This is a genomic window from Sphingomonas sp., from assembly GCF_029239295.1.
In the GTDB taxonomy this organism is placed as follows: domain Bacteria; phylum Pseudomonadota; class Alphaproteobacteria; order Sphingomonadales; family Sphingomonadaceae; genus Sphingomonas.
In genome coordinates this window covers 384,643-410,001 of sequence record NZ_JAQZBC010000002.1, presented here as the reverse complement: position 1 = coordinate 410,001, position 25,359 = coordinate 384,643, and the positions used below count along the sequence as shown (strand labels likewise).

Below are 25,359 nucleotides of genomic sequence, written 5' to 3'. Positions count from 1 at the left end.
GATGCGGCTAATGGGCCGCGGGTACTCGCGTGCGTGTCGCCAGCGCCATCAGCCGTAGCAATGCCGGCGCACGGGCGACGGCCGCCAACAGCGGGGTCGCCAGCGCAGGACGTTCCGCCACTGCCCGGATGACCGAGGCGAGGCCGATCGGGCGGTGCAGCGCTGTGCGGAATTCGGCCTGCCATTCGGGCGCGATCCCCGCCCCGCCGTGCAGATAAGCGCGCGCGGCGTCGCTGCCGCTGGTCATCGCGATGGCCAGCCCTTCGCCGGCGAGCGAGGGGATCACCCCGGCCTGATCGCCGAGCCGGAACAGCCCGGCCGGCCCCGGTCCGGTTCGCCAGCCATAAGGGACATTGGCCACCGCATCGATCGCCGCGCCGGTCAGATGCCCCAGCCGCTCGCCCAGCGCGGGCAGTTCGTCGCCGATCGCGCGCAGCAGCGACGCCGGATCGCCCGCCTCGCCCAGACGCGAGCGGCGCACCGCGAGGCACAGGTTCACGCTGCCGTCCTCCTGTCGAACCGCGCCGGCATAGCCGCGATCGAACAGGTGAAGCTCGACCGCGTCACCCACCAGCCGGTCCAGCGAGGGGGAGGGGGCCAGGCGAAGGCGAAGGCCCAGCGACGGATCATCGCCGCGTGCGCTGGCGGGACGCGGCAGGCCGCGCACGTCATGCTTGCCGCTGGCGAGGAACAAGGCGTCATGATCGATCACGGCGCCATCATCGGTATGAGCGGTGCCATTGATGCTGCGCACGGCGATACCGCGCTCCACCGCCGCCCCGACGGCACTCGCGCGGTCGAGCATCACCGTATCCAGCCGGTGGCGCGATACGCCCAGCGCAGGTCGGGGCAGCCGCGCCTCGGCCACCGTCGTTCCCGACAGCACGCGCACGCGGTTGACGCGCGCCGGCCCCAGCGCGGCGACATCGACCCCCAGCTGCTCGAGCTCCGCCAGCGTTCGCCAGCTCAGAAAGCCGCCGCACAGCGCGTCGCCGGTGTCGCGGCTGCGCTCCACCAGTAGATGCGGCGCGCCCGCCCGCGCCAGCACGATCGCAGCGGCAGCGCCAGCGGGGCCACCGCCAACGATCAGCGCCGGCGTTCGACGCATAACCGGAACGGGAAATGGCGCGTGACGTCAGCGCCGAAGACGCCGGCCTCGGCAAGGATCGGTGGCCATTCGGCGGGGCGATAGCTGCGGGCGATCGACAGCGCGCCGTCGTGCCGCACGATCGGATGCCAGCCGAACAGGCGCGCCAGCACCGGATAGCCGAGGTGCGACACGGGGTGACGATGCAGGTCGTTGACGATCCACCCGCCCTGCGCCTCACGCTCCATGAAGCGCAGGAAGGCGACGAGCTGGTCGTGCGTCATATGATGCGCGACCAGGCTGGAGATGACGAAATCCCATCGCTCGCCGGCAAGATCGGCATAATCGCCGGTGATCCAGCGGATCGGAAGGTGCGCCGGGGTATGCGCGCGCGCCGCGACCTCGCTTCGCGGGTTCAGATCGACCCCCGTGAGATCGAAGGTGATATCGCGTCTTTGCCCCCAGCGCGCGATACGACGGAGCATGTCGCCATCGCCAAACCCGACGTCGAGCAGGCGATAGGTTCGGCCCGGCTTGGCCGCGCGCGCGAGGAAGCGGAGCGTCGGCCGGGCCGCCAGGGTAACGACGTTCACCTTCGCCAGATCACGCACGACCGCAGCGTAGATCGCCGGATCGAGATCGTCGGCGTCCATCAGTTCCTCGGCCTGCGCACGCTGGGCAAGCGACCCGCCGAACCAGCGATGCGGAGGAGCCATCGGTGCGGGGGCGAGGGAGCCGGCGTCGGTCATGCGGCGCTCCGGAAGTGGAACCCCTCCGCCGCGAGGCCGGGGCCGAATGCCATCGCGACGCCGTGATCGACCGGCTCGCCCTGCAGCAGTCGGGCGAGAACGAACATCAGCGTCGCCGATGACATGTTGCCCGCCTCCGCCAGGACGCTGCGTGATGGTGCCAGCGCGTCGCCGGGCAGGCCCAGCGCATGTTCGACCGCATCGAGGATCGATCGGCCACCGGCGTGGACGGCCCAGCGATCGACCGGCTGGTCGCCGGTGATCGTCGCCCGCAACGCGGGTTCTGCCAGTGCTGCGGCGATGCGGCCCGGGACCTCGCCCGACAAATGCATCGCGAAGCCCTGATCGGTGATGTCCCAGCGGATCAGCTCCGCCGCTGCCGGCAGCGTGGCGGCGAAGGGCGCCTCGATCGTGAAACCGCCGGGCTCCGCCGTTACCAGCGCCGCTGCCGCACCATCACCGAACTGAAGCATGGCGAGGAGCGGCTCCAGCTGTTGCGAGGCCTGGAGATGAAGCGTCGACAATTCCACCGTGACGACCAGGACGCGCGCCGCAGGATCGGATCGCACGATATGCCGCGCGGATCGCAGCGCGACGACCGCGGCGTAACAGCCCATGAAGCCGACCAGCAGACGCTCGACCGATGGCGACAGGCCGAGCCGTGCGGCGATGATCTGATCAATACCGGGCGCGACGAAGCCGGTGCAGCTGGCGACCACCAGGTGCGTGATCCCGTCCGTCGCGCATTGCTGCGCCAGTTGATCGATCGCGGCCAGCGCCAGCGTGGGTGCGGCGTCGGCATAAAGCGTCATCCGCGCGCCTGTGCCGGGGTGCGGTTCCGTCGCGTAGAAGCCGCCATCCGATACCGGTGAGCCGGGTGCGAGCGGCAGAACCGACCAACGGTGCGCGATGCCGGAGCGGGCGGACATGCGATCGAACAGCCGGGCCTCGCGTTCGGGCAATCGCTGGCGCGCCCAGTCGACAAAGGCAGTGTGAATGTCCTGATCGGGCACCGCCGTCCCGATTGCCTGGATAGTCGCGTGCACGAAATTCGCGTCCTCTTCCTGCCGTCAACGCGCGGCATGGGTGTTCGGCCCCATTCCCCCGCCCGCGCCGCTGTCCAGCCGCCCTGCCACCAACCTGTGGACGGCGCCGGAGTGCGGGCTTCGTTGGAGTGTGGGCTGGGCCGATAATCAGTCAACGGGTTGTTCGATCGCGCGCCCTCATTACCTTGTGCGCAACCGGATGGCATCGAACGACGCCCCCCACCTGCATTCTTTCGAGGAGACCTTTGTGCCTGTCGACACGCTGCTTCGACCGATGACCCTGACGCGCGGCCCCGCGTGGAAGAGCCGCTTCATGCTGGCACCCCTCACCAATCAGCAGAGCCACGCCGACGGCCGTCTGTCGGATGAGGAGGCGCGCTGGCTGACGATGCGCGCCGCTGGCGGCTTCGCGCTGACCATGACCGCCGCCGCGCATGTCCAAAAGGGCGGACAGGGCTTCGAGGGGCAGCTCGGCATCTTCAGCGACGACCACCTGGAGGGGCTGACCCGCCTGGCGGCAGCGATCCGCGCGGAAGGCTCCGTTTCGTCGGTTCAGCTTCACCACGCCGGCAATCGATCGCCCAAGGAACTGGTCGGCACGCCGGTTTGCCCGTCGGACGATCCGGAAACCGGCGCGCGCGGGCTGACCACCGCCGAGACCGAGCAGCTGCGGGATGATTTCATCGCGGCGGCAAAGCGTGCCGAGCGCGCGGGGTTCGACGGGGTCGAGATCCACGGGGCGCACGGCTATATTTTGGCGCAGTATCTGTCGCCGGAGATCAACCGCCGCGACGATCGCTACGGTGGGAGCCTGGAGAACCGCGCGCGCCTGATCTTCGAGATCATCGACGGCATTCGCGCGACGTGCCGACCCGATTTCCAGCTCGGCCTGCGCTTGTCGCCCGAACGGTTCGGGCTGAAGCTGGCCGAGATTCGCGACGTTGCGGCCGAAGTGCTGAAGCGCGGTGACATCGACTATCTCGACATGTCCTTGTGGGACGTCAGCAAGGAGCCGGTGGAGCCTGAGCATCAGGGGCGGCCGCTGCTGAGCTATTTCACCGATTTGCCGCGCGGCGATGTGCGGCTGGGCGCAGCGGGCAAGGTGATGACCGCGCGCGATGCGGCCGGTGTGATCGACGCCGGATGCGATTTTGTGGTGATCGGCCGCGGCGCGATCCTGCGGCACGATTTCCCCACCCGCGTGGCGCAGGATGCCGACTATCGCTCGCCCCCGATCCCGGTCACTGCGCAGCATTTGCTGGACGAGGGGCTAAGCCCGCAGTTCGTCACCTACATGCGCAACTGGCCCGGCTTCGTGGAGGCGGAAGCCGCCGCCTGACCGATGTGATCGGCAGGGGGCGTGGTTCCCCTGCCGATCCACCTGTTTCTCGATCGGTGTGGCGGCGACTCGCCGGCCGCACATCGCCCCCCCGGCGTTGAAGCGGGCGCTCGATCCCTATTCGACTGCTGCATCGCCCGGCTGCAGCATCGTCGCTCCCGCGCAACAATATTGCTGTTCGCACAGCGGTCGTACGGACTGCAACACTGCGCAGCGATCACCCGGCGAGCCTTGCAGCAGCTCTCGTGACTGGCGTGGCGCCTCCAATGGTACAAAGATACACACATGTTAGGGGAGGCAATTGCTGTTCACCCATCTCCATGCCAACGAGCTTACCTTACTCAGTGCGGACGAGCTAAGAGTATAGAACAAGTAGAAATTGTCGTTGGCGCTTTGCCTTTTTGTGCGAGCATCCGCCTGGCGCCGTCTATGTCTCGCCGCTTCAAACAGGTTTCAAGTGAAACAAACACCTGTTTTCGCGAAGCCAAAGCACCCGCCGGGCGGCCGTGCGCATAACCCAGAGTTTTACCCCGCAAACTTTAGTTCGCTATGCGAATAGAAGTTGACAAGTAGATTGGGCGTGGCAATTCCGTGCTGCGGCGCAGCGGGAGTCGGGGAGCGCCACGTTTTTGGGGGGGAGTAGACATGCGAAAGACTTTCGCGGTCGGTGCTGCTGTTGCAGCGCTGGCAACGGCACCGTGTGCGCTTCAGGCGGAGGATTTCCGCGTCGAGCTTTCGGCACCAGCGGCCAAGGAAGCGCCCTATGAAGGGCGCGTCATCCTGGTGATCGCGGCGGACGACAAAAGCGAGCCGCGCTTCCAGGTCGATGCCAGCCATGACGCCGCGCAGGTGTTCGGGATTCCGGTGGAGGGGTTCCGCAACGGCCAGGGGCGTGTCGTTGGCAAGGACGTGCTCGGCTATCCCGGCCGCAGCCTCGCCGATGTGCCCGCCGGCACCTACACGGTGCAGGCCGTCCTGCATAAGTATGACACGTTCAAGCTGGGTAATGGCAAGGTGGTGAAGCTGCCCGCCGCGCGCGGCGCGGGGCAGAACTGGCGCAAGGAGCCAGGCAACATCATCAGCAAGCCGATGAAGGTGAACTTCGATCCGAAGCGCCCCGGCGAGATCAAGATCGCGCTGACCGAGGTGATCGGCCCGGTCGAGGAGCCCAAGGACACCGAATTCGTCCGGCACTTCAAGTTCAAGTCCGAGCGGCTGTCCAAATTCTGGGGCCGCGACGTCTATATGCGCGGCCACGTGCTGGTCCCGAAGGATTTCGACAAGCATCCCGAGGCGAAGTATCCGCTCGCGATCTTCCACGGGCATTTCCCGGACGATTTCGGCGGCTTCCGCACCACGCCGCCCGATGCCGACATCAAGTGCGAGCCGAGCAAGCGCTTCATCAACGAGACCTGCTACGCCCGCACCGAGCAGCAGGAGGCGTATGATTTCTACCAGAAGTGGGTGTCACCAGACTTCCCGCGGATGCTGATCGTCGAGATCGATCACTCGAACCCCTATTACGATGACAGCTATGCGGTGAATTCGGCCAATATCGGCCCCTATGGCGACGCCATCACCTATGACTTCATCCCCGCGCTGGAGAAGAAGTTCCGCGGGCTGGGCCAGGGCTGGGCACGGTTCCTGTACGGCGGCTCGACCGGCGGCTGGGAAGCGCTGGCAGCGCAGGTGTTCTATCCGGACGAATATAACGGCGCCTTCGCCGCGTGCCCGGATCCGATCGATTTCCGTCAGACGATGGTGACGGACATCTACAAGGACAAGAACGCGTATTTCTGGACCGGCCCGTTCGGAAAGGTCGCGAAGCCCGGCAAGCGCGATTACCTCGGCCATCTGTCGCACACGATCGAGGACGAGAACCGGCTGGAGCTGGTGCTGGGCGACAAGACCCGCTCGGGCGGCCAGTGGGACGTGTGGGAAGCGGTGTATTCGCCGATGGGCGAGGACGGCTATCCCAAGCGGATCTGGGACAAGGCGACCGGCGTGATCGACCCGGCCGTCGCGGCGCACTGGCGTGAGAATTACGACATGCGCCACATCCTGGAGCGCGACTGGCAGAAGCTGGCGCCCAAGCTGCAGGGAAAGATCCACATCTATGTCGGCGACATGGATAATTTCTACCTGAACAACCCCGTGTATCTGATGGAAGATTTCCTGAAGAAAGCGCAGCCCGCTTATGGTGGCGAGATCCTTTATGGTGATCGCGACGAGCATTGCTGGAACGGCGATCCGACGCAGCCCAATTCCATCGGACGGCTGCGCTACAATTGGATGTACGTGCCCAAGATCCTGAAGCGGATCGAGGCGGCGGCACCCAAGGGCGCTGACCTGACGAGCTGGCGCTACAAGTAACACACCGGCCACGTCGCTGGCGGGGGCTGGCGACGTGTGCCCGATTTCCACGAAAAATCGATAAAATCAGGGAGTCACACGATGACGAACAGGTCACACTTGCGTCAATTCCTGCTCTGCTCCGCAGTCATGCTGGGCGGCGTTGCCATGCCGGCGATGGCCCAGGACAGCATTGCCGAGGCCGCCGGGCCGACCGACGATGGCGAAATCGTCATCACCGGCTCGCGCATCCGTTCGCCCAATCTCGAAAGCGTCAGCCCGGTGACCACCGTGTCATCGGAGGAATTCGCGGTGCGCGGTACGGTGCGTACCGAGGATCTGGTCAACCAGCTGCCGCAGGTGTTCGCGGCGCAGGGCGCGGCGAATTCGAACGAGGCGACCGGCACGGCGCAGGTCGACCTTCGCGGGCTCAGCCCGTCGCGCACGCTGGTGCTGATCAACGGTCGCCGCCTGCCTTATGGTTCGCCCAAGAACATCCCGTCGGATCTTAACCAGGTACCGACCCCGCTGATCCAGTCTGTCGAGGTGCTGACCGGCGGCGCATCGGCGGTCTATGGTTCGGACGCGATCGCGGGCGTCGTGAACTTCAAGCTGCTCGAGAATTTCAGCGGCCTACGCTTCTCCGGCAGCATCGCCGGTTTCCAGCACAACAACAATGACGAGGGTCTGCGCGACCTGCTCGATCGCAACAATGCCGCGGTGCCGGGCGGCTATCTGAAGCCCGACAAGAATGTCTGGAACGGCTTCACCACCGAATTGTCGGCGGTGGTCGGTGGCAACATCGACGACGATCGCGGCAACGTCACGGCCTATGCGACCTATCGCAAGGTCAATCCGATCCTGCAAAAGGACTATGATTACAGCGCCTGCGCGCTGGGTGCGACCGGGCCGGGCGGCAGCGCCTTCTCGTGCAGCGGTTCAGCCACCAACGATCCGGCGAACTTCACCAACGCCGGCCGTATCCCGGGTCTGCCGACGTCGTTCCGCGCCACGCGCGATGGCCAGTTCGTGCCGGGCACGCAGACCTATAATTTCGCGCCGTACAATTATTACCAGCGCCCGGACGAACGTTACTCCTTCGGCGCCAACGCGCATTATGAGGTGAACGAGAATTTCGTCCCCTACCTCGAACTGTCGTTCATGGAGGACCGCTCGGTCGCGCAGATCGCGCCGGGCACCAACAGCGCCGGCATCACCGTGGGCGCGGGCAGCATCAGCGGCATCAATTGCGACAACCCGTATCTCAGCGCGCAGCAGGCCAGCTTCCTGTGCACCAGCCGCGGCCTGTCGACCGGCAGCATCTATGACGCGGCGGGCAATTATGTCGGCCCGCAATCGGTGGCGAACGGCGTGCTCGTTGCGCGCCGCAACGTCGAAGGCGGCAACCGTCAGGACGATATCCAGCACCAGAGCTATCGCGTCGTGCTGGGCGCGCGCGGCGACATCGCCGGTCCGTTCAAATATGATGTCTACGGCATCTATTCGAAGGTGAATTATCGCAGCCGCTTCTCCGGCGACGCGAACCGCCAGCGGACCGCCAATGCGTTCAACGCGGTGCGTAATTCGGCCGGGCAGATCGTCTGCGCGATCAACGCCGATGCGAACCCGAACAATAATGACGCGCGCTGTTCGCCGCTGAACTATTTCAGCGGTGCGGCCAGCCAGGCGGCGGTCGATTACGTCGGCGAAGTGAAGTCGATCACGGGCGACACCAATCTCGTCAACATCGTCGCCGCGGTTGACGGCAATCTGGGCGAATGGGGCATCACCTCGCCGTTCGCCAACACCGGCGTGGCGGTCGCCTTCGGCTATGAATATCGCAAGAATTCGGTCGATTATCAGCCGGACGAAATCTACCAGGCCGCCGCCAGCCCGGAACTGCCAATCAACGGCTCGGTCGGCGTGAAGGAGTTCTTCGGCGAATTGATCGTGCCGCTCATCGAGCAGCAGCCGTTCTTCCAGAGCCTGTCGTTCGAAGGCGCCTACCGCTATTCGGACTATGACAGCGGGTTCAAGACCGACACCTACAAGCTGGGTCTGAACTGGTCGCCGGTGCGCGATTTCCGCGTCCGCGGATCGTACCAGCGCGCGGTTCGCGCCCCCAACGTGATCGAGCTGTTCTCCAGCCAGCAATTGTTCGAGGTCGAACTGACCGAGAACGCCAATGGATCGTTCGATCCCTGCTCGGGCGCGGTGCCGATCGCGACGCTCGCGCAGTGCGTGCGTACCGGCGTGACGGCAGGGCAATATGGCAACATCGTCGACAATCCGGCCGGCCAGTTCAACTCGCTGATCGGGGGCAATCCGAACCTTGATCCGGAAACCGCCAAGACGCTGTCGCTCGGCGCGGTGTTCGAACCGCGCTTCGTGCCTGGCCTCGTCATCTCGGTCGACTATTTCGACATCAAGGTCGAGAACCTCGTCGGCAGCGTCAATCCGAACCTGTCGATCGCCAACTGCCTGGCGAATGGCGACCCGTATTTCTGCAGCCTGATCCAGCGCAGCCCGGACAGCGGATCGCTGTGGCAGGGCGAGAACGGCTATTTCCGCCGCTTCAACGTCAACACCGGTTCGCTGCAGACCAAGGGCGTCGACGTGGTGGTCGATTACCGTCTGAACCTGAACGATCTGGGCATCAACGCAGGGCGCCTCAGCTTCAACCTGGTCGGCACGTACCTTGACTCCTACAAGACGGTGCCGCTGCCCAATTCACCGCAGACGGACGTGTACGAATGCGCCGGCCTGTACGCGGGTCTGTGCGGTCGTCCGCGGCCGGAATGGCGCCACAAGTTCATGACCACCTGGGCACCGGCCGACCGGTTCAGCCTGACGGGGACGTGGCGCTATGTGTCGTCGGTGAAGATCGCGCAGACCAGCAGCCAGCCGGCGCTGACCGGCAGCTTCTCCGAAGTGAACCGTGAACTGGGCTCGCGCAGCTACTTCGATCTCGCCGCCGCCTTTGAGGTCCGCAAGGATCTGACCTTCCGTGCCGGTGTGAACAACCTGTTCGACAAGGATCCGCCGCTCACCACCACCGCGGCGATCGAGGATGGCGGCAACGGCAACACCTACCCGCAGTTCTACGATGCGACGGGGCGTTATTTCTTCCTCAGCGCATCGGTCGGCTTCTAAGGAACATTGCCAATAGCCGGAGGCGCGCTGTAGCGCCTCCGGCATCATTTGTGGGTGGGGAATTGTTATGAAGTTGCGTTGGTGTGCCGGTGCCGCGATGGCGCTTGTCCTGTCGTCCGTCGCCGTAACGGCTTCGGCTGCGCCCGTGACCGACGCTGATCGGGCGATGGCACGCCAGATGCTGGAAGAGGCGATCGCCATCCCGACCGCCAAGGGGCGCGGGCAGGTACCGACGCTGATCGAGAAATATTCCAAGCGGCTGCGTGACGCTGGCTTCACCGCCGACGAGATCATGACTGTTCCGGTCGAGATCGATGGCGAAAAGACCGCCGGGCTCGTCGTCCGCTACGCCGGGCGCAATGCCAAGGCGAAGCCGATCGCGTTCCTCGGCCATATGGACGTGGTGGACGCGCTGAAGGAAAACTGGGCGACCGATCCCTATGTGCCGACCGAGAAGGACGGCTACATTTACGGCCGCGGTTCGACCGACAACAAGGCTGGCGTGACCTCGCTGGTCGCGAGCTTCATCCGCCTGAAGAAGTCGGGCTTCGTGCCGGAGCGTGACCTGTTGCTCGCCTTCTCGGGTGACGAGGAAAGCGGCATGATGACGACGCGCGCGCTGACCAAGCACCCGCTCGTCTCGCGTGCCGAATTCGCGCTCAATTCCGATGCCGGTTCGGGCGCGATGGGCGAAGACGGCAAGTATCGCTTCAACATCCAGGCGGCGGAGAAAACCTACGCCAATTTCGCGATCGCCGCGAAAAATTCCGGTGGGCACAGCTCCGCGCCGCGCGCCGACAATGCGATCTATGATCTCGCGCGCGCGCTGACCAAGCTGGAGGCGCTTCGCTTCCCGGTCGAGTTCAACGAAATCACCCGCATCATGGTCGCCGACATGGCGAAGGAGAAGGGCGGCGAACTCGGCACCGCGCTGACCACGCTGATGGCAAACCCGAACGATGCCGCCGCGCGCGCGGTCGCGGAGAAATATCCACACCAGTCGAACCTGCTGTGGACCACCTGCGTGGCGACGATGCTTCAAGCCGGCAATGCGCCCAACGCGCTGCCGCAGAACGCGACCGCGACGGTGAATTGCCGCATCTTCCCGGGCACCACCGTCGAGGCGGTGCAGGCGAAGATCGCCGATACGCTCGGCAACGACAAGCTGACCGTGTCGCTGGTCGGCGAAGGCGTGGCGAGCCCGGTATCGCCGGTGAACCCGGCGCTGTTCGCGCGGCTGCAAAAGGCGATGGACGCGACCTATCCTGGCGTCACGCTGAAGCCGAGCATGTCGTCGGGCGGCACCGACGGGCGCGAGTTCCGCAGCGCGGGTATCCCGACCTATGGTGCCGGCGCGCTGGCGCTGGGCGCGGACGACAGCCGCGCGCATGGCACCGACGAGCGCGTGCCGATCGCGGGTTATCTGAAGCAGCTCGATTATTGGGACTTCCTGCTGCGCGACCTTGGGGGGCGCAAGTGATCGGCAGCCAGTTGGTCGACGGGCTCGCGCGACGCGACGTGTTGCGCGGGGCGGCGGCGGGCGGTGCGCTCGCCGCGCTGCCCGGCGCGGTGTTCGCCGGACAGGGCGGCGCGGCAGCTCCATCGTTTCCGCCGATCGCGCCGATCGGCCGTGCGGAACGTGAGGCCAGACTGGCCCGGATGCAGGCCGAGTTGCGCCGCCGGAATATCGGCGCGCTGCTGGTCGAGGCCGGATCGACCCTCGTTTATTTCACCGGAATCGACTGGTGGCGCAGCGAGCGTACCACGGCGGCGGTGATCCCCGCCGACGGCCCGGTGCTGATCGTCACACCCTTCTTCGAGGAACCGTCGATCCGCGAGATGCTCGACGTGCCGGGCGAGGTGCGCGTGTGGCAGGAGGACGAAAGCCCCTTCGCGCTGATCGCCGGCTGGCTGAAGGAGAAGAAGCTCGACACCGGCACCTTGGCGGTGGAGGAAACGACGCGCTTCTTCATCAGCGACGGCGTTCGCCGGCTGCTGCCGTCGGTGAAAACTGTCTCCGGCGCCGGTGTGGTCAACGCGTTGCGCATGATCAAGAGCCCGACCGAGATCGCGCTGCTGCAACGCGCGAACGACATCATGATCGCCGCCTATCGCGCCACGCACGGCCAGGTGCGGGCTGGCATGACCGGCAATGACATCAACGCGATCATGGAGCGTGAGCTGACGCGCTTCGGCGGCCAGCGCGCGTCGAGCAGCGCGCAGGTCGGACCGGGCAGCGCCTTGCCGCACGGCTCCAAGGAGCGGCTGAAGCTGACCGAGGGAACGGTCGTGCTGATGGACTGCACCTGCAGCACGCACGGCTATGTCTCCGACATCTCGCGCACGTTCGTTTTTGGCGAGCCGACCGCCGAGCAGCGCCGCGTGTTCGGCCACATGCGCCAGGGCATGAATGTCGCGATGGACGCGGCGAAGGTCGGCGCGCCCGCCGGCAGCGTCGATGATGCGGTGCGCGCCTATTACGAAACGCTTGGTTACGGCCCGCGTTACGCTCTGCCGGGGCTGTCGCATCGCACCGGGCACGGCATTGGCCTCGATGTGCATGAGCCAGTGAACCTCGTGCACGGCGAAACCACGCCGCTGGCGGCGGGAATGTGCTTCTCGAACGAGCCGGGCATCTATCTGCCGGGCAAGTTCGGCATCCGCATCGAGGATTGTTTCTACATGACCGAGCAGGGGCCGCGCTTCTTCACGCAGCCGCCCTCCTCGCTCGACAAGCCGTTCGGATAAACAAGGGGGAGGGCGCAATGCCACGATTGAAGAGCCTGTTGGGCGGCGCTGCGGCGTTCGCCATGGTGGCGCTCGCGCCCGCGGCGATGGCGCAGGAAGAACAGTCCATGTCGCCGGCCATGCCGAAGATCATGAGCCTGCGCGATCAGGCGCAGCTTCGCGACACGTGGCTGGAGCGCCGGTTCGAGACCGTGCTGCCGCAGCTGATGCGCGAGAACGGCATCGACATGTGGGTGCTGATCGCGCGCGAATATCTGGAAGACCCGGTGGTCTCGACGATGCTGAACGCGACCAATCTGCGCGCGCGTCGGCGCACAATCATCATCTTCTTCGATCCGGGCGCGGGCAAGCCGATCGAGCGGCTGGTGGTCAGCAAGCACGGCATGGGTGATCTCTACACGCCCGTGTGGGACATGGAGAAGCAGCCCGACCAGTTCGCCCGCGTTCGCGAGCTGATCGCCGAGCGTAACCCGAAGAAGATCGCGCTCAACATCTCCTCGCTGACGGCGTTCGGCGATGGCCTGACGCACAGCCAGTACACCGATCTGACGAAGGCGCTGACGCCCGAGCAGCAGGGCCGCATCGTCGCTGGCTATCCGCTGGCGATCGGCTGGCTGGAGACGCGCACGCCGGAGGAGATGAAGGTCTATCCCGAGATCGTGCGCGTCGCGCATGCGATCATCGGCGAAGGCTTCTCGCCCGCGGTGGTGAAGCCGGGCGTGACGACCAATGAAGATCTCGTCTGGTGGTATCGCCAGCGCGTCGCTGATCTGGGTCTCGCGTCCTGGTTCCACCCGTCGGTGGAAGTCACCCGCCAGGGCACGCCCGGCGTGCTGCGGGAGAAGGCCAGCGTGATTCAGAAGGGCGACATGCTGCGTGTCGACTTCGGCATCCATTATCTGAACTTCAGCACCGATACGCAGCACGTCGCCTATGTGCTGCGCGATGGCGAGACGGATGCGCCCGCCGGGCTGAAGGCCGGGCTTCGCGAGAACAATCTGGTGCAGGACGCGGTGACCAGCGAGTTCCGCATCGGCGCGACCGGCAACGAGGTGCTCAACCGTGCGCGCGCCAAGGCGATCGCGGCCGGGCTGAAGCCGACGATCTATTCGCATCCGATCGGCTATCACGGTCATGGCGCGGGCAGCTCGATCGGCCTGTCGGAAGAGCAGAAGTTCGTGCCGACCGGCGAATATAAGCTGCGGCCGAACATCGCCTGGTCGATCGAGCTGATGGCGACCAAGGCGGTGCCCGAATGGGGCGGCCAGATGGTCGATTTCAAGAGCGAGGAAGACGCCTTCTTCGACGGCAAGACCGTTCGCTATATCGACGGTCGCCAGACGAAGTTTCACCTGATCGGGGCACGCTAGATTCCCTTTGCGGCCGGCGTCTGCTGCGCCGGCCGGTCTGCGATGTCCCATAACTGGGCTCATTCCGTTGACCGGGATGAGCCCCATCTTTTCTTATTGGCGAGGGATGAGCAGGAATTCCTCCTGCCCGCCATCGAGGAAGCGGAACGTGCCGTCCGCGGCGAGGAAGCCGTTTTCCTCGTGCATGAAGCGGACCTTCTGCCCGCCCCACTCGGGCACATTGGCCTGCGCGTTCAGCTCGATCGACCAGGCGGTGTTCGGATCGATGCGATAATCGCCGCGGCCCGGCGCCGGCTTCTGGCTTTCCCACGCACCGATCCAGGTGCCGGCGCCATGGCCGTGATGCCCGATCGGGTGCGAATAGATCGTGCCGTCGATCTTCTCCGCTTCCACCTGGCGGCGAGCGGCGGCGAGCACTTCGTTGCCGCTGCGGCCGGGCTTCAGCGCAGCGATCGTGGCAGCACGCACGCGGTTCATTGCCGCCATGCCATCGCGCAGCCCCTTGGGCGCATTCGTCTCGCCTGGCTTCAGCACATAAGCGAGCCGCTGGATGTCGGTGTTCAGACCCAGATAGGTGATGCCGAAATCGACGTGCAGCATGTCGCCCGGCATGATGATCGTGTCACCGCGATGGCCCATCTCCTGCACGCTGAACTTGCCACCATCGGCGCGCTGGATCGCGACGCTCGGCTGGAACCATGTGTCCAGCCCAAGCGCGTTGATTCGGTTGCGGAAGAACCAGACGACATCGTCCGATGTGGTGACGCCGGGCGTGATGACGCGGTCGGAGAACCCCTCCTCGATGATCGCATGCGAGATGCGCGAGATCGTCGGATAGGCGGCCATTTCCTGCGGGATGCGCGTCTCGAGCCAGCCGAGCGCCAGCCGCTCATGCGCGACGAGGCGCTTCGACATGTCAGGCCCAAGCGCCCGGACGATTGCCTCATAATGGGTGGAGCTTAGGCCATCGGCGAGCGGGAAGGCCTCGGAGCGATTGAGCGCGATCGTCGCCGGGTTACGCGCAGCGATGATCTTGGCGAGCTCGGCCCATTGATCGGGCTGTTCGTCGGGACTCCACGCAGGCCGGAAATCGCCCACCGGATAGCGGGCGAGCGCCAGCTTCTCGATTGGCTTGCCTTCGCCCGGGTCGAAGAAGACGAGGATGGTGCGGCGGCGCGCGTGGAGCCAGGTGGCGGGCAGCATCGTCGCCATCACGGGATCTTCGTTATACTCGCCAGCGACGAGCACCCACATCTGCACCTTGTCGCGGCGCATCAGCGTGGGCAGCAGCGTTTCGAGCCGCTGCTTGAGCCAGCGGTCCTCGGTCTCGGCGCGGCGTTCGAGCGGCAGGATCGCAGGCATCGCCCGGTCGGCATTGCTTTGCGCGATTGCGGGTGACGCGGCGCCGATCGCCAGCGCCATGGCCAAAGGAATCATCTTACTCCCCCTCATACGTGTTCACATAGCGAACGGATGTTTGGGAGCGTGGCTACTCTGCCGGCGGGCGGTTGAAAAGGGGCGCGCTGTACCTTGCAGATGGGTTGATGATTTTGATCGCGGCACGTTGCTGACAGAGGGGTGACTCGGCATAAGCCCGCCACGTCTGCCACTTCCCGGAAAACCCATGCCCCAACCCTTTCGCACGCCGCAGATGGCTTGGACGCGGCGTCGCCTGGTGGGGGTGGCCCTGCTTCTGATCATCGGCGCCATCACGCTTGTGATGATGAGCCTGAAAAGCTCCTCGGCCGGCGTTGTCCTCGCCAGTCAGGAGATCAAGCCGGCAGTGCCGGATCTGCTGTCGACCGCCGGCACGAGCGAGCCGGGACGGGTGGATTACAGGCGGCTGGATTCACGCATCGCGCTGCTGATGCAGCAGAAGGATTTCGTTGGGCTGGCGGTCGCGGCGGTGGAGCGCGGCAAGGTCCGCTTCCTCCGCGGTTATGGCGAGACGCTCGCGGGGTCCGGCGATCCGATCACTCCGGACACGGTGTTTCGCTGGGCATCGGTATCCAAGGGCGTGGCGTCGGCGCTGGTCACCAAGCTGGCGGGCGAAGGCCGAGTGTCGCTCGAGGCGCCGATCGAGGGGCTGAACACGAGCTTGCGGCTGTCGCCGGCCGGCCGCAACGTCACCGTTGCCGATGTGCTGTCGCACCGGATCGGGATCGTGCGTAATGCCTGGGATGACCGGCTGGAACAGGGCGCTGATCCACGCGCGTTGCGCGCGCAACTCGGCACGCTGCCACTGCTGTGCTCCCCGGCGACCTGCTACGCCTATCAGAACATCGCCTATGATACCGCGGCCGAGATCGTCGAACATGCCGCTGGTCAGCCGTATGGCGATCTGGCGCAGGCACGGCTGTTCGCGCCGCTGGGGATGACAAGCGCGAGTGTCGGGCGACTTGGCCTGCAATCGGCGACCAGCTGGGCACGGCCGCATCGCGGGCGCACGCCGGTGACGGTGAACGACAGCTATTACCGCGTGCCCGCGGCCGGCGGGGTGAATTCCTCCGTCAGCGATCTGGCGCGCTGGATGCTGGCGCAGATGGGCAAGGCGCCGGACGTGCTGTCACCGCAGATGCTGCAGACGATGCACACGCCCCGCGTCTCCACGCCGCCGCACGGGCGCCGTTCGGCGATGGATCGCGCGCTGACGCAAGCATCCTACGGCCTGGGCTGGCGCAGCTTCAACTATGCCGGGCACACGCTGGTGGGCCATCGCGGCGCCGTGGAGGGCTATGGCGCGCTAGTGCTGTTCGACCCGGCAGAGCAGAGCGGGATCGTGATGCTGTGGAACAGCGGGAACTATAACGCTGCGCGCCTGCAGCTGGAATTTTTCGACATGCTGTACGGCCTGCCGCCGACCGACTGGCTGGAGCTGCCTGCGGCCAAGGGGCAGCAGAACGCGACCCGCCCGGGCACGGGCCGTGCCGGCTAGAGCAGGCGCGATAAAAGATATGTGATCCACTACCCCCGCGACGGATCGTCCGGGTGGTCTTCTGCATTCCATCAACGATGCGCTTCGCCCCTGATTCCCCTTTCAGCATTCCATTGTTCCGGGCGGTATGGATCGCCAGCCTGTCGTCGAACTTCGGTGGGTTGATCCAGGCGGTCGGTGCGTCGTGGATGATGACCAGCCTAGGCGCATCGGCGCAGATGATCGCGCTGGTTCAGGCGTCGACGACCCTGCCGATCATGTTGCTGTCGCTATGGGCCGGGGCGGTCGCCGACAATCTCGACCGCCGGCGCATCCTGCTGACCGCGCAAAGTTTCATGCTGATCGTATCGGTGCTGCTGGCGATCGGCACCTGGCTGGGGTGGATCACGCCCTGGCTGCTGCTGATCTTCACCTTTCTGATCGGCTGCGGCACGGCGATCAACGGCCCGGCATGGCAGGCATCCGTCGGCGACATGGTGCCTCGCCCGATGCTGTCGAGCGCGGTGGCGTACAACAGCATGGGCTTCAACATTGCGCGCAGCGCGGGCCCGGCGATCGGCGGCGCGATCATTGCGGCGGCGGGCACGGCGGCGGCGTTCCTCATCAACGCGCTGAGCTACGTCGGGTTGATCGTGGTGATCGCGCGCTGGCGCCCGAATCTGCCGCCTCGCAAGCTGCCGCGCGAACGGCTGGGCCTCGCGATGGCGGCGGGGCTGCGCTACGTCCGCATGTCCCCGTCGATCCGCATGGTGCTAGGCCGCGCCGCGCTGTTCGGCGTTCCCGCCAGCGCGATCCCCGCGCTGATGCCGATCGTCGCGCGCGACCTGATCGGTGGTGGCCCGCTGACCTACGGCCTGCTCTACGGCGCGTTTGGTGTGGGGGCGGTCGGGGGCGCGCTTTTATCCCGCCGCTTGCGGTTGCGCATGGCGACGGAGGGGATCGTACAGATTGCCGCGCTGGCGCTGGCGATCGGCGCGGCGGTGACCGCTACGGGCGTGTTCCTGCTGGCGCTGCCGGCGCTGGCGCTGGCCGGTGCCGGCTGGGTGCTCGCGCTATCGACCTTCAACGTCAGCGTTCAACTCGCCTCGCCGCGCTGGGTCGTCGCGCGGGCCGTTGCGCTGTACCAGATGGCGGCGTTCGGCGGCATGGCGGCGGGAAGCTGGCTGTTCGGTTCGGTCGCGGGCAGCCACGGCGTGCCAATCGCGCTGCTGTGCGCGGCGGGCGTGCAGTTGCTGAGCGTTCTCGCCGGGGCGCTCCGCCGCCTGCCTGAGATCAGCCAGCTCAATCTCGATCCCGCCAATACCTGGCGTGAACCGGATACCGCCGTCCCGGTGGAGCCCCGGAGCGGCCCGGTGGTGATCACCGTCGAGCACCGCATCGCCGAGGCCGACATTCCCGCTTTCCTCAGCGTGATGAGCGAACGTCGCCGCATCCGCCGCCGCGACGGTGCGCGCGACTGGACATTGATGCGCGATCTTGCCGACCCGCAATTGTGGATGGAGCGGTTCCACTTCCCGACATGGCTGGAATATGTGCGCCACAACGAACGCCGTACCCGCGCCGACATCGCCAACAGCGACGCGCTTCATGATCTGTGGCTTGAGGAGCGACCCTCGGTGATCCACCGGTGGATCGAACGCCAGACCGGATCGATGCCGGGCAGCGGTGCCGACGATGCACGCGCCTTCGATCCGGTGACCGATCCGTCACGGTCAAGCTGACCCTGCCAAGCTGACCCTGCCAGGCTGACCCTGCAGGTCGCGGTGGTCTAGCGCTCCTGGCGCCGCGCCTTGTCGATCCGCTTGCGTCGCCGCACCAGCATCGGCAGCGCAAACAGGTAGACGCCGGTTGCGCCCATGAAGATCAACGCGATACCGGAGCCGAACGAAAACACATATTTCGCCCAGTCGCCCATGAAACTGAAATCGTGGATCGTCTCCAGCAGGTCGGAGGTGCGATAGCCCGTATCCACCGCCTCACCGCTGGTCAGATCCACCTGGACTTCGTGGCGGGACCGCAGGATGACTTTGGCGATACCGTCCTTGGGACGAACGTCGATCCGGTCGACGTCCTTCCACGTCACCTCGGTGTGCGGCGGCAGCGCTTTCACCGACGCGATCAGGGAAGCGAGCGAACGATCTGGCAGGCCTGGGGCAATGCCATCGCGCGTCGCCGGTTGAAGAACATCGAGGTCCTTCTTCAGCGCCAGTAGCGATCCCGTGATCGCGATCACGAACAGGCTGATCAGCAGGGCAGGCGACAGCCAGTAATGGATCTTTCGCAGGAGGCGCGGTGCAGACATGGCTGCGTCATACCGGCTCGCCGGACAGGACCAAGCATGTTGAACGACGCTGTCGTAACTTTTTGTGTCTGGCGTGCAGAAAGTGCCAAGAGCTGTTTAGTTTTTGGAACGACTTAACCAAAAACTATGGATGTAACATGTAATTTTGGCGAGACAGTCTAGTCGCTTCTCGCCTAGCTTGCCCGCTTCGGAAGCGGGGGCAGATGAAGCAGGGGGGAATGACGGGTAGCGCCAGCTGGCGCGCGACGCCGCGCGACGTCGCCTTGTGTCACCCCTGCCGCGTCCTACGTCACCTTGACCGGGCGGCGCAGCACCGTCTTCAGCACGAAACTGGAATTGATCCGCGACAGCATCGGGATCCGCGACAGCGTGCCCAGCATCGCCTGATAATGTTCAAGGTCGTTGACGACGACGCGGACCAGATAATCGTAATCGCCCGTCATCTGGTAGCAATCGGTGACTTCCTCCACGTCCTGGATGTTGCGTTCGAAAATGGTCAACGCCTCGTCCGACTGACGATCCAGCGTGATCGAAATCATCGCCTCGATCGCACCACTCAGCCGGCGTTCGTTCAGACGCGTCGTATAGCCAAGGACATATCCTTCGGTTTCCAGCCGGCGAACGCGGCGCAAGGTGGGTGTGAGCGAAAGGCCGATTTCGTCCGCCAGATCGCGCCAGGAAATGCGCCCATTATTAGTCAGTATCTGCAGGATGCGGGTGTCGAATGCATCCAGCTTTGCCTTTGTTGCCATTTCTGCTGTCCCCGTTGGTCCGCTTCTTCACGGATCTTCACGGGGGACGCTTGCACAGACGAGCCGATACCGCAATTCGATCGCGCGCCGTCGCGCCGCGATCATCATTCTTTTCCACCGGAGGATCGCCCATGAAAAGACGCGTGATTTTTGCCCTGTTGCTCGCGGGCACACCGCTCGCGACGCTGCCTCATGTCGCCGTCGCGCAGGAGGCGACCCCCGCCGCCAAGACGCCGTTCGCCGGCATGCAATACCGCTTGGTCGGCCCGTTCCGCGGCGGGCGTGTCAGCGCGGTCGCCGGTGTGATCCAGGAACCCGACACCTTCTATCAGGGCGCGTCCGGCGGCGGCGTGTGGCGCACCGAGGATGGCGGCAACAGCTGGCAGCCCTTGTGGGACAAATTGCATGAGGCATCGCCATCGATCGGTGCGATCGTGGTCGCGCCGTCTGATCCCAAGGTGATCTACGTCGGGACGGGCGAAGCGAACATCCGCGGCAACGTCATCACCGGCAACGGCGTCTACAAGTCGGTCGATCGCGGCAAGACGTGGCAGTTCGCCGGCCTGCGCGAAAGCCAGGCGATCGGGCGCATGGTCGTCCATCCCACTGACCCGAACACCGTGTTCGTCGCGGCGCTGGGCCACCCGTTTGGCGACAATCCCGAACGCGGCGTGTATCGTACGCGTGATGGCGGCAAGACGTGGCAGCGCGTGTTGTTCGTCGATCAGAAGACCGGCGCGATCGACGTGCAGATGGATCCCAACGATCCCAACACGCTGTGGGCCGGCATGTGGCAGGTGCACCGCAAGCCGTGGACGATGGAGAGCGGCGGGCCGGGCAGCGGCATGTACCGGTCGCGCGATGGCGGCACGACGTGGGAGAAAGTGACCGGCAACGGCCTTCCCGCCGGTATCCTCGGCCGGATCGGCGTTGCCCCTTCGGCAGATTCAAAGCGCGTCTATGCGCTGATCGAGGCGGCCGAGGGGGGTCTGTTCCGCACCGACGATGGCGGCGCGAGCTGGCAGCGGATCAGCGATCGCGGCGATTTCCGCCAGCGCGCCTGGTATTACACCCATGTCATCGCCGACCCGAAGAACAAGGACAAGGTCTATGTCCTGAACGTCAACGCCTACAAATCCGAGGACGCGGGCAAGACGTTCAAGACGATGCCGACCTTCCACGGCGACAACCATTCGCTGTGGATCAATCCCAACGACACCAATCGCATGGTGGAGGGCAATGACGGCGGCGCCAACGTATCGGTCAATGGCGGGGCCAGCTGGACCACCGGCATGAACCAGGCAACCGCGCAATTCTATCACATCTCGGTCGACAAGCAGGTGCCGTACCGCATCTATGGCGCGCAGCAGGACAACAGCACCGTGTCGATCGCCAGCGGCAATGTGCGTGGACCGATCGGGCAGGAAAGCTTCTACGCGGTCGGCGGCGGCGAGAGCGGCTATGTCATCGCCGATCCCAAGAATCCCGACGTCACGATCGCCAACAGCTACGGCAATTACGTCACGCGCTACGACCACAAGACCGGGCAGCTGACGCCAATCGGGCCGTTCCCGCGTGAGGCGATGGGCTGGGCCGCGAAGGACCTGGAGCACCGCCCGCAGTGGACCGAGCCGCTTCTCTATTCGCCGCACAACCCCAACGTCCTCTACAATGCGACGGAGGTGCTGTGGCGCACTGACAATGAGGGGAAGAGCTGGACCAAGATCTCGCCCGACCTCACCCGCAATGACAAGTCGAAGCAGGAATCCTCCGGCGGTCCGCTGACCAAGGACAACACCGGCGTCGAATATTACAACACGATCTTCAGCGTGAATGAATCGCCGGTGCAAAAGGGACTGATCTGGGTCGGCACCGACGACGGGCTGATCCATGTCACGCGTAACGAAGGCGGCAGCTGGGAGAATGTGACGCCAAAGGCGATGCCCGAATGGGCAACCGTCAACATGGTGGAGCCCGATCCCCGCCGGCCGGGCACGATGTACGTGTCGGCCGATCGCCATCGCCTCGACGACTTCAAGCCCTATGCCTTCCGCACCGACGATTACGGCAAGACGTGGACGTCGATCACCAACGGCCTTCCGGCGGATGCCTATATGCACGTTATCCGTGCCGATCCGGCGCGCCCCGACCTGCTCTACGCCGGCACCGAGAACGGCGTGTTCGTCTCGTTCAATGGCGGCAAGCAGTGGCAGCCGTTCCAGATGGGTCTCCCGCGCAGCCCCGTGCACGATCTGGCGATTGCGGGCGCCGGCGATCTCGCAGTCGCCACGCACGGGCGATCGTTCTGGGTGCTCGATGATCTGAGCGCGGTGCGGCAATGGTCGCCGGAGGTGACGAAGAAGGACTTTCACCTCTTCCAGCCGCGCGAAACGATGCGCGTTCTGTACACTGGCCGTGGCAATGGCACGGGCGGTCCGACCGGCGCCAACCCGCCGCAGGGCGTGATTATCTATTACCATCTGAAGGAAGGGCAGGCCGAACCGAAGGCGGCAGCCAAGGCGGACGCCAGCTACACGCCCAAGACGACCGATGCGCCGTCGGTCGCCGGCGCCGAGGCGACCGGTGCGATCAAGCCGCCAGTCGACAATGGCATCAAGCTGGAAATCCTCGACGCGACCGATCGCGTGATCCGCACCTACCCCGTTCCGGAAACACCCGGTGACGACGGCGGCGAGGAAGAGGAAGGGCGCAGCCGCAAGCCGGCGAAGCTCACCCGCAATGCCGGGGTCAACCGCTTTGTCTGGGACTTCCGCGAGGATGGTCCTGTGAAGGTGCCCAAGGCGTCCTTGTGGCGCAACGCATCGGGCGGGCCGGTGGTGCTGCCGGGCCAGTACAAGATCCGGTTGACTGTCGACGGCAAGACCCAGGTCCAGCCGGTGACGATCACGCCGAACCCGAACCTGACGGTCACCCCGGCCGAGCTGAAGCAGCAATATGATCTGGTGTCGGCGATCAACCGCGACTTCAATCGCGTACAGACGGCGGTGCTGGAACTGCGCGCGCTTCACCAGCAGCTTGGCGACGTGCGCAAGGCCGCTGCCGGGAAGCCCGCGTTGGTAAGCGCGGCCGATGCCGTCGAGGCGAAGGCGACCGCGGTCGAGGACGTGCTGATCCAGGTGAAGAACGTCGCGCCGCAGGATCCGCTGAACTACCCCATCCGGCTCAACAACATGCTGGTCTCGCTCGCCAGCACGGTGTCGCAGGGGGACACGGCACCGGCGCAGCAGCATCACGAGGAATATGCCAAGCTGAAGGCGGTTGCCGATCAGCAGCTGGCCGCGTGGGAGCAGATCAAGGCGAGCGATCTCGCCCAGCTCAATGCCCAGCTGTCGCAGCAGGGCGTAACGCCGGTGAAGCTCGTGGCCAGCGCACAGCTCGAACGTGACCGGGCGGAGGCCCTGGCCAGCTGGATGCCCGAGGACGAGCAGGTCGGGATGCAGCAATAAGGGAGCTGCGGTCGGCCGGGCGAAGGACATGCTCCGGCCGGCCGCCAACGATGTTGTGGGGGCGTAGATGATGTCGAATAGCGTGCGGTGGGGGGCGGTTTCGCTTCTCGGGTTGTTGCTGGCGTGGCCGGCAATGGCGCAGGAGAGCCCCGATCCGACCGGGGACATCGTCGTCTCGCTCCCCCAATCGCGCGCGCCCCAGCCGCTCGAAACGCGCCATGTGCTGGACGCGCGCGAGATCGCGCTGGTCGACGCGGCGGCGGCGGATGAAATACTCCGCCGACTGCCGTCGGTCTATGTTCCGGTGAATTCGCGCGGCGAGGCAGTCGCCTTTGTTCGCAGCGCGGCCGAACGGCAAGTCGCCCTGTTCTATGATGGCGCGGCGATCAACGTGCCGTGGGACAACCGGCTCGACCTCAGCCTGTTTCCTGCGGCGCTGGCCGGGCGGGCGCAGGTCGCGGCCGCTCCGCTGGCGCCGCTCTATGGCGTCAGTGCGCTTGGCGCGATCAGTTTCACGCCGCCCCGCCCCGCCCAGGGCTATGCCCGCGGCATGATCGGCAGCGGCGGCCTGCGCGAGGTGGAGGCGGTCGCGCCGTTCACCAGCGGCAATACCGACGTGTTGCTCGGCGGCGGCTATGCCACGCGCGATGGCGACACGATCGCCGATGGCGCCGACCTCCCTTATTCGCAGCGGGGCGCCCTGCGCACCAACACCGATCGTGAGATCGCCAGCGTGTTCGGCCGCGTCGGCACGGCGATCGGCGACCATCTGCTGTCGGTCACCGCCTTTTACGTCGACGCGAACAAGGGCATCGCGCCCGAGAGCGACCGGCCTGATGGTGCTCGTTTCTGGCGCTACCCGACCCTTCAGCACTCGTTGATATCGGCTAACGCCGGGCTCGCGCTGGGGCCGACGACTGCGCTCGATATGGTGGGCTGGTACCAGCGGTTCCGCCAGACGATCGACAGCTATACCGACGCGACCTACACCGCGCGCAATTCGCAGGAAGCCAATCGCGACGACACGATCGGCGCGCGCGTGCTGCTGACGCAGCAACTGGGCCGCACGCGGATCATCGCGTCCGCCAACGTGCTGGATTCGCAGCATGACCAGCGCGACACCACCTTCACCCGCGGCCAGCCGCCCGCCGTGCTGCCCGCCTTTCTCCAGTATCGCCAGCGCAACTGGAGCTTTGGCCTGGATGCGACGTCGGCGCTGACCGATGCGATCACCGGCGAGATCGGGTTCGGCTACGACCGTGTCTATTATCTCGAAACCGGCGACAAGCCGGACACGCCGGATGCGAAGGGGTGGACCGGCCGGGTCGGCCTGTCCTGGGCGCCGGCGGAGGCGTGGCGGGTGCGCGCAGCGATCGGTCGCAAGATCCGGCCGGCCACCATGCGCGAATTGTTCGGGCAGGCGCTCAACCGCTTCCTCCTCAACCCCGATCTTCAGCCCGAGCGGATCGTCAGCGCCGACTTGGGCGCCGAGTGGCGCACCGAAGCGGCCGGCGTGTCGGTGGCCGGGTTCATCCAGGATCTCGACGGGACGATCGACCAGCGCAATGTCGGCCGCCTGCGCCAGCGGATCAATCTGGTCGGCTCGCAGGTGATCGGCGTCGAGGCGACAGCATATTGGCATCCCGCGTCCGAGTGGACGCTGGGTGGCAATGGCACGTTCGCGCGATCGCGGCGTAAGGGCACGACCGGAGATCAGACCGATCGGCTCGCGGAAAAGCCCGACGTGATCGCCCGCGCTTACGGTGATTATGCCGGTACCTCGGGCTTCGGCGCACTGGCGGAGGTGCTCTACACCGGCCGCGCCTATTCGGCTGATGCCGATGGCGTGCTGGTGGCGCTGCCGCGCGCCGCGTCCGTCAACGTCAGGATGAGCCAGCGGATTACCCTCGCTGGCGTCGCGGCAGACGTATTCGCGCGCGGGGACAATCTGTTCGATGCCCAAATCGTTCCGCAGATCGGCCTGCCCGCACCGGGCCGAACGTTGCGCATCGGGCTGACGATCATGGGCGTATGACGCACAACCAAGAACTTAGGCAAT

The 25,359-nt window shown here is 65.6% G+C and carries 16 protein-coding genes; 10 read left to right on the top strand and 6 right to left on the bottom strand.

Going from position 1 to position 25,359, the window contains the following annotated elements:
* Positions 1 to 7: 7 nt before the first annotated feature.
* Genes K0S66_RS03505 through K0S66_RS03495 form a run of 3 tightly spaced genes read right to left on the bottom strand, consistent with a single transcriptional unit; the run spans position 8 to position 2,882 of the window.
* On the bottom strand, positions 8 to 1,108 hold the full coding sequence (locus K0S66_RS03505) for an FAD-dependent monooxygenase (protein WP_301073723.1): 1,101 nt from the start codon (positions 1,106 to 1,108) through the stop codon (positions 8 to 10).
* Positions 1,087 to 1,803 carry a methyltransferase domain-containing protein gene (locus tag K0S66_RS03500; protein ID WP_301073807.1) on the bottom strand — a complete coding sequence of 239 codons (717 nt, stop codon included), beginning with the start codon at positions 1,801 to 1,803 and terminating at the stop codon, positions 1,087 to 1,089. Before K0S66_RS03500 ends, K0S66_RS03505 begins: the two co-directional genes overlap by 22 nt.
* Positions 1,804 to 1,832: 29 nt before the next feature.
* Positions 1,833 to 2,882 (bottom strand): type III polyketide synthase, encoded by a 1,050-nt coding sequence (locus tag K0S66_RS03495; RefSeq protein WP_301073722.1) that lies wholly within the window; start codon positions 2,880 to 2,882, stop codon positions 1,833 to 1,835.
* 247 nt (positions 2,883 to 3,129) lie between these two features.
* Here K0S66_RS03495 and K0S66_RS03490 point away from each other — a divergent pair, with 247 nt between their 5' ends.
* From K0S66_RS03490 to K0S66_RS03465, 6 genes are all read left to right on the top strand, one after another.
* On the top strand, positions 3,130 to 4,221 hold the full coding sequence (locus K0S66_RS03490) for an NADH:flavin oxidoreductase (RefSeq protein ID WP_301073721.1): 1,092 nt from the start codon (positions 3,130 to 3,132) through the stop codon (positions 4,219 to 4,221).
* A gap of 645 nt (positions 4,222 to 4,866) precedes the next feature.
* Entirely contained in the window at positions 4,867 to 6,594 is a 1,728-nt protein-coding gene (locus K0S66_RS03485; protein WP_301073720.1) for a hypothetical protein, read from the top strand.
* A gap of 81 nt (positions 6,595 to 6,675) precedes the next feature.
* Positions 6,676 to 9,726 (top strand): TonB-dependent receptor, encoded by a 3,051-nt coding sequence (locus K0S66_RS03480; RefSeq protein WP_301073719.1) that lies wholly within the window; start codon positions 6,676 to 6,678, stop codon positions 9,724 to 9,726.
* A gap of 67 nt (positions 9,727 to 9,793) precedes the next feature.
* Positions 9,794 to 11,206 (top strand): M20/M25/M40 family metallo-hydrolase, encoded by a 1,413-nt coding sequence (locus K0S66_RS03475; protein ID WP_301073718.1) that lies wholly within the window; start codon positions 9,794 to 9,796, stop codon positions 11,204 to 11,206.
* Complete coding sequence (locus tag K0S66_RS03470) at positions 11,203 to 12,474, top strand: Xaa-Pro peptidase family protein (RefSeq protein ID WP_301073717.1); 1,272 nt, start codon at positions 11,203 to 11,205, stop codon at positions 12,472 to 12,474. Before K0S66_RS03475 ends, K0S66_RS03470 begins: the two co-directional genes overlap by 4 nt.
* A gap of 17 nt (positions 12,475 to 12,491) precedes the next feature.
* A complete protein-coding gene (locus K0S66_RS03465; protein ID WP_301073716.1) occupies positions 12,492 to 13,844 on the top strand; it encodes a M24 family metallopeptidase in 1,353 nt (450 codons plus the stop codon).
* Positions 13,845 to 13,937: 93 nt separating this feature from the next.
* Here K0S66_RS03465 and K0S66_RS03460 read toward each other — a convergent pair whose 3' ends face one another.
* Positions 13,938 to 15,281 (bottom strand): M24 family metallopeptidase, encoded by a 1,344-nt coding sequence (locus K0S66_RS03460; protein ID WP_301073715.1) that lies wholly within the window; start codon positions 15,279 to 15,281, stop codon positions 13,938 to 13,940.
* Positions 15,282 to 15,468: 187 nt separating this feature from the next.
* Between K0S66_RS03460 and K0S66_RS03455 the strand changes: the two genes are divergently transcribed.
* Together K0S66_RS03455 and K0S66_RS03450 are read left to right on the top strand one after the other, a co-directional pair.
* Positions 15,469 to 16,779: a serine hydrolase domain-containing protein gene (locus K0S66_RS03455; RefSeq protein WP_301073714.1), complete on the top strand. Its 1,311-nt coding sequence runs from the start codon at positions 15,469 to 15,471 to the stop codon at positions 16,777 to 16,779.
* A gap of 77 nt (positions 16,780 to 16,856) precedes the next feature.
* Positions 16,857 to 18,500: an MFS transporter gene (locus K0S66_RS03450; protein ID WP_301073713.1), complete on the top strand. Its 1,644-nt coding sequence runs from the start codon at positions 16,857 to 16,859 to the stop codon at positions 18,498 to 18,500.
* A 47-nt stretch (positions 18,501 to 18,547) separates the two neighbouring features.
* Here K0S66_RS03450 and K0S66_RS03445 read toward each other — a convergent pair whose 3' ends face one another.
* Positions 18,548 to 19,081, bottom strand: coding sequence for a PepSY-associated TM helix domain-containing protein (locus tag K0S66_RS03445; protein WP_301073712.1), 534 nt, complete (start codon positions 19,079 to 19,081; stop codon positions 18,548 to 18,550).
* Positions 19,082 to 19,365: 284 nt separating this feature from the next.
* The gene (locus K0S66_RS03440) at positions 19,366 to 19,833 is read right to left on the bottom strand and encodes an Lrp/AsnC family transcriptional regulator (RefSeq protein ID WP_301073711.1); all 468 of its coding nucleotides are present in this window, start codon (positions 19,831 to 19,833) and stop codon (positions 19,366 to 19,368) included.
* A 131-nt stretch (positions 19,834 to 19,964) separates the two neighbouring features.
* On the opposite strand from K0S66_RS03440, the gene K0S66_RS03435 reads away from it, so the two are divergent.
* Both K0S66_RS03435 and K0S66_RS03430 read left to right on the top strand, forming a co-directional pair.
* Positions 19,965 to 23,300: a glycosyl hydrolase gene (locus K0S66_RS03435; protein WP_301073710.1), complete on the top strand. Its 3,336-nt coding sequence runs from the start codon at positions 19,965 to 19,967 to the stop codon at positions 23,298 to 23,300.
* 67 nt (positions 23,301 to 23,367) lie between these two features.
* Positions 23,368 to 25,335 carry a TonB-dependent receptor gene (locus tag K0S66_RS03430; RefSeq protein WP_301073709.1) on the top strand — a complete coding sequence of 656 codons (1,968 nt, stop codon included), beginning with the start codon at positions 23,368 to 23,370 and terminating at the stop codon, positions 25,333 to 25,335.
* The last annotated feature ends 24 nt before the right edge of the window (positions 25,336 to 25,359 follow it).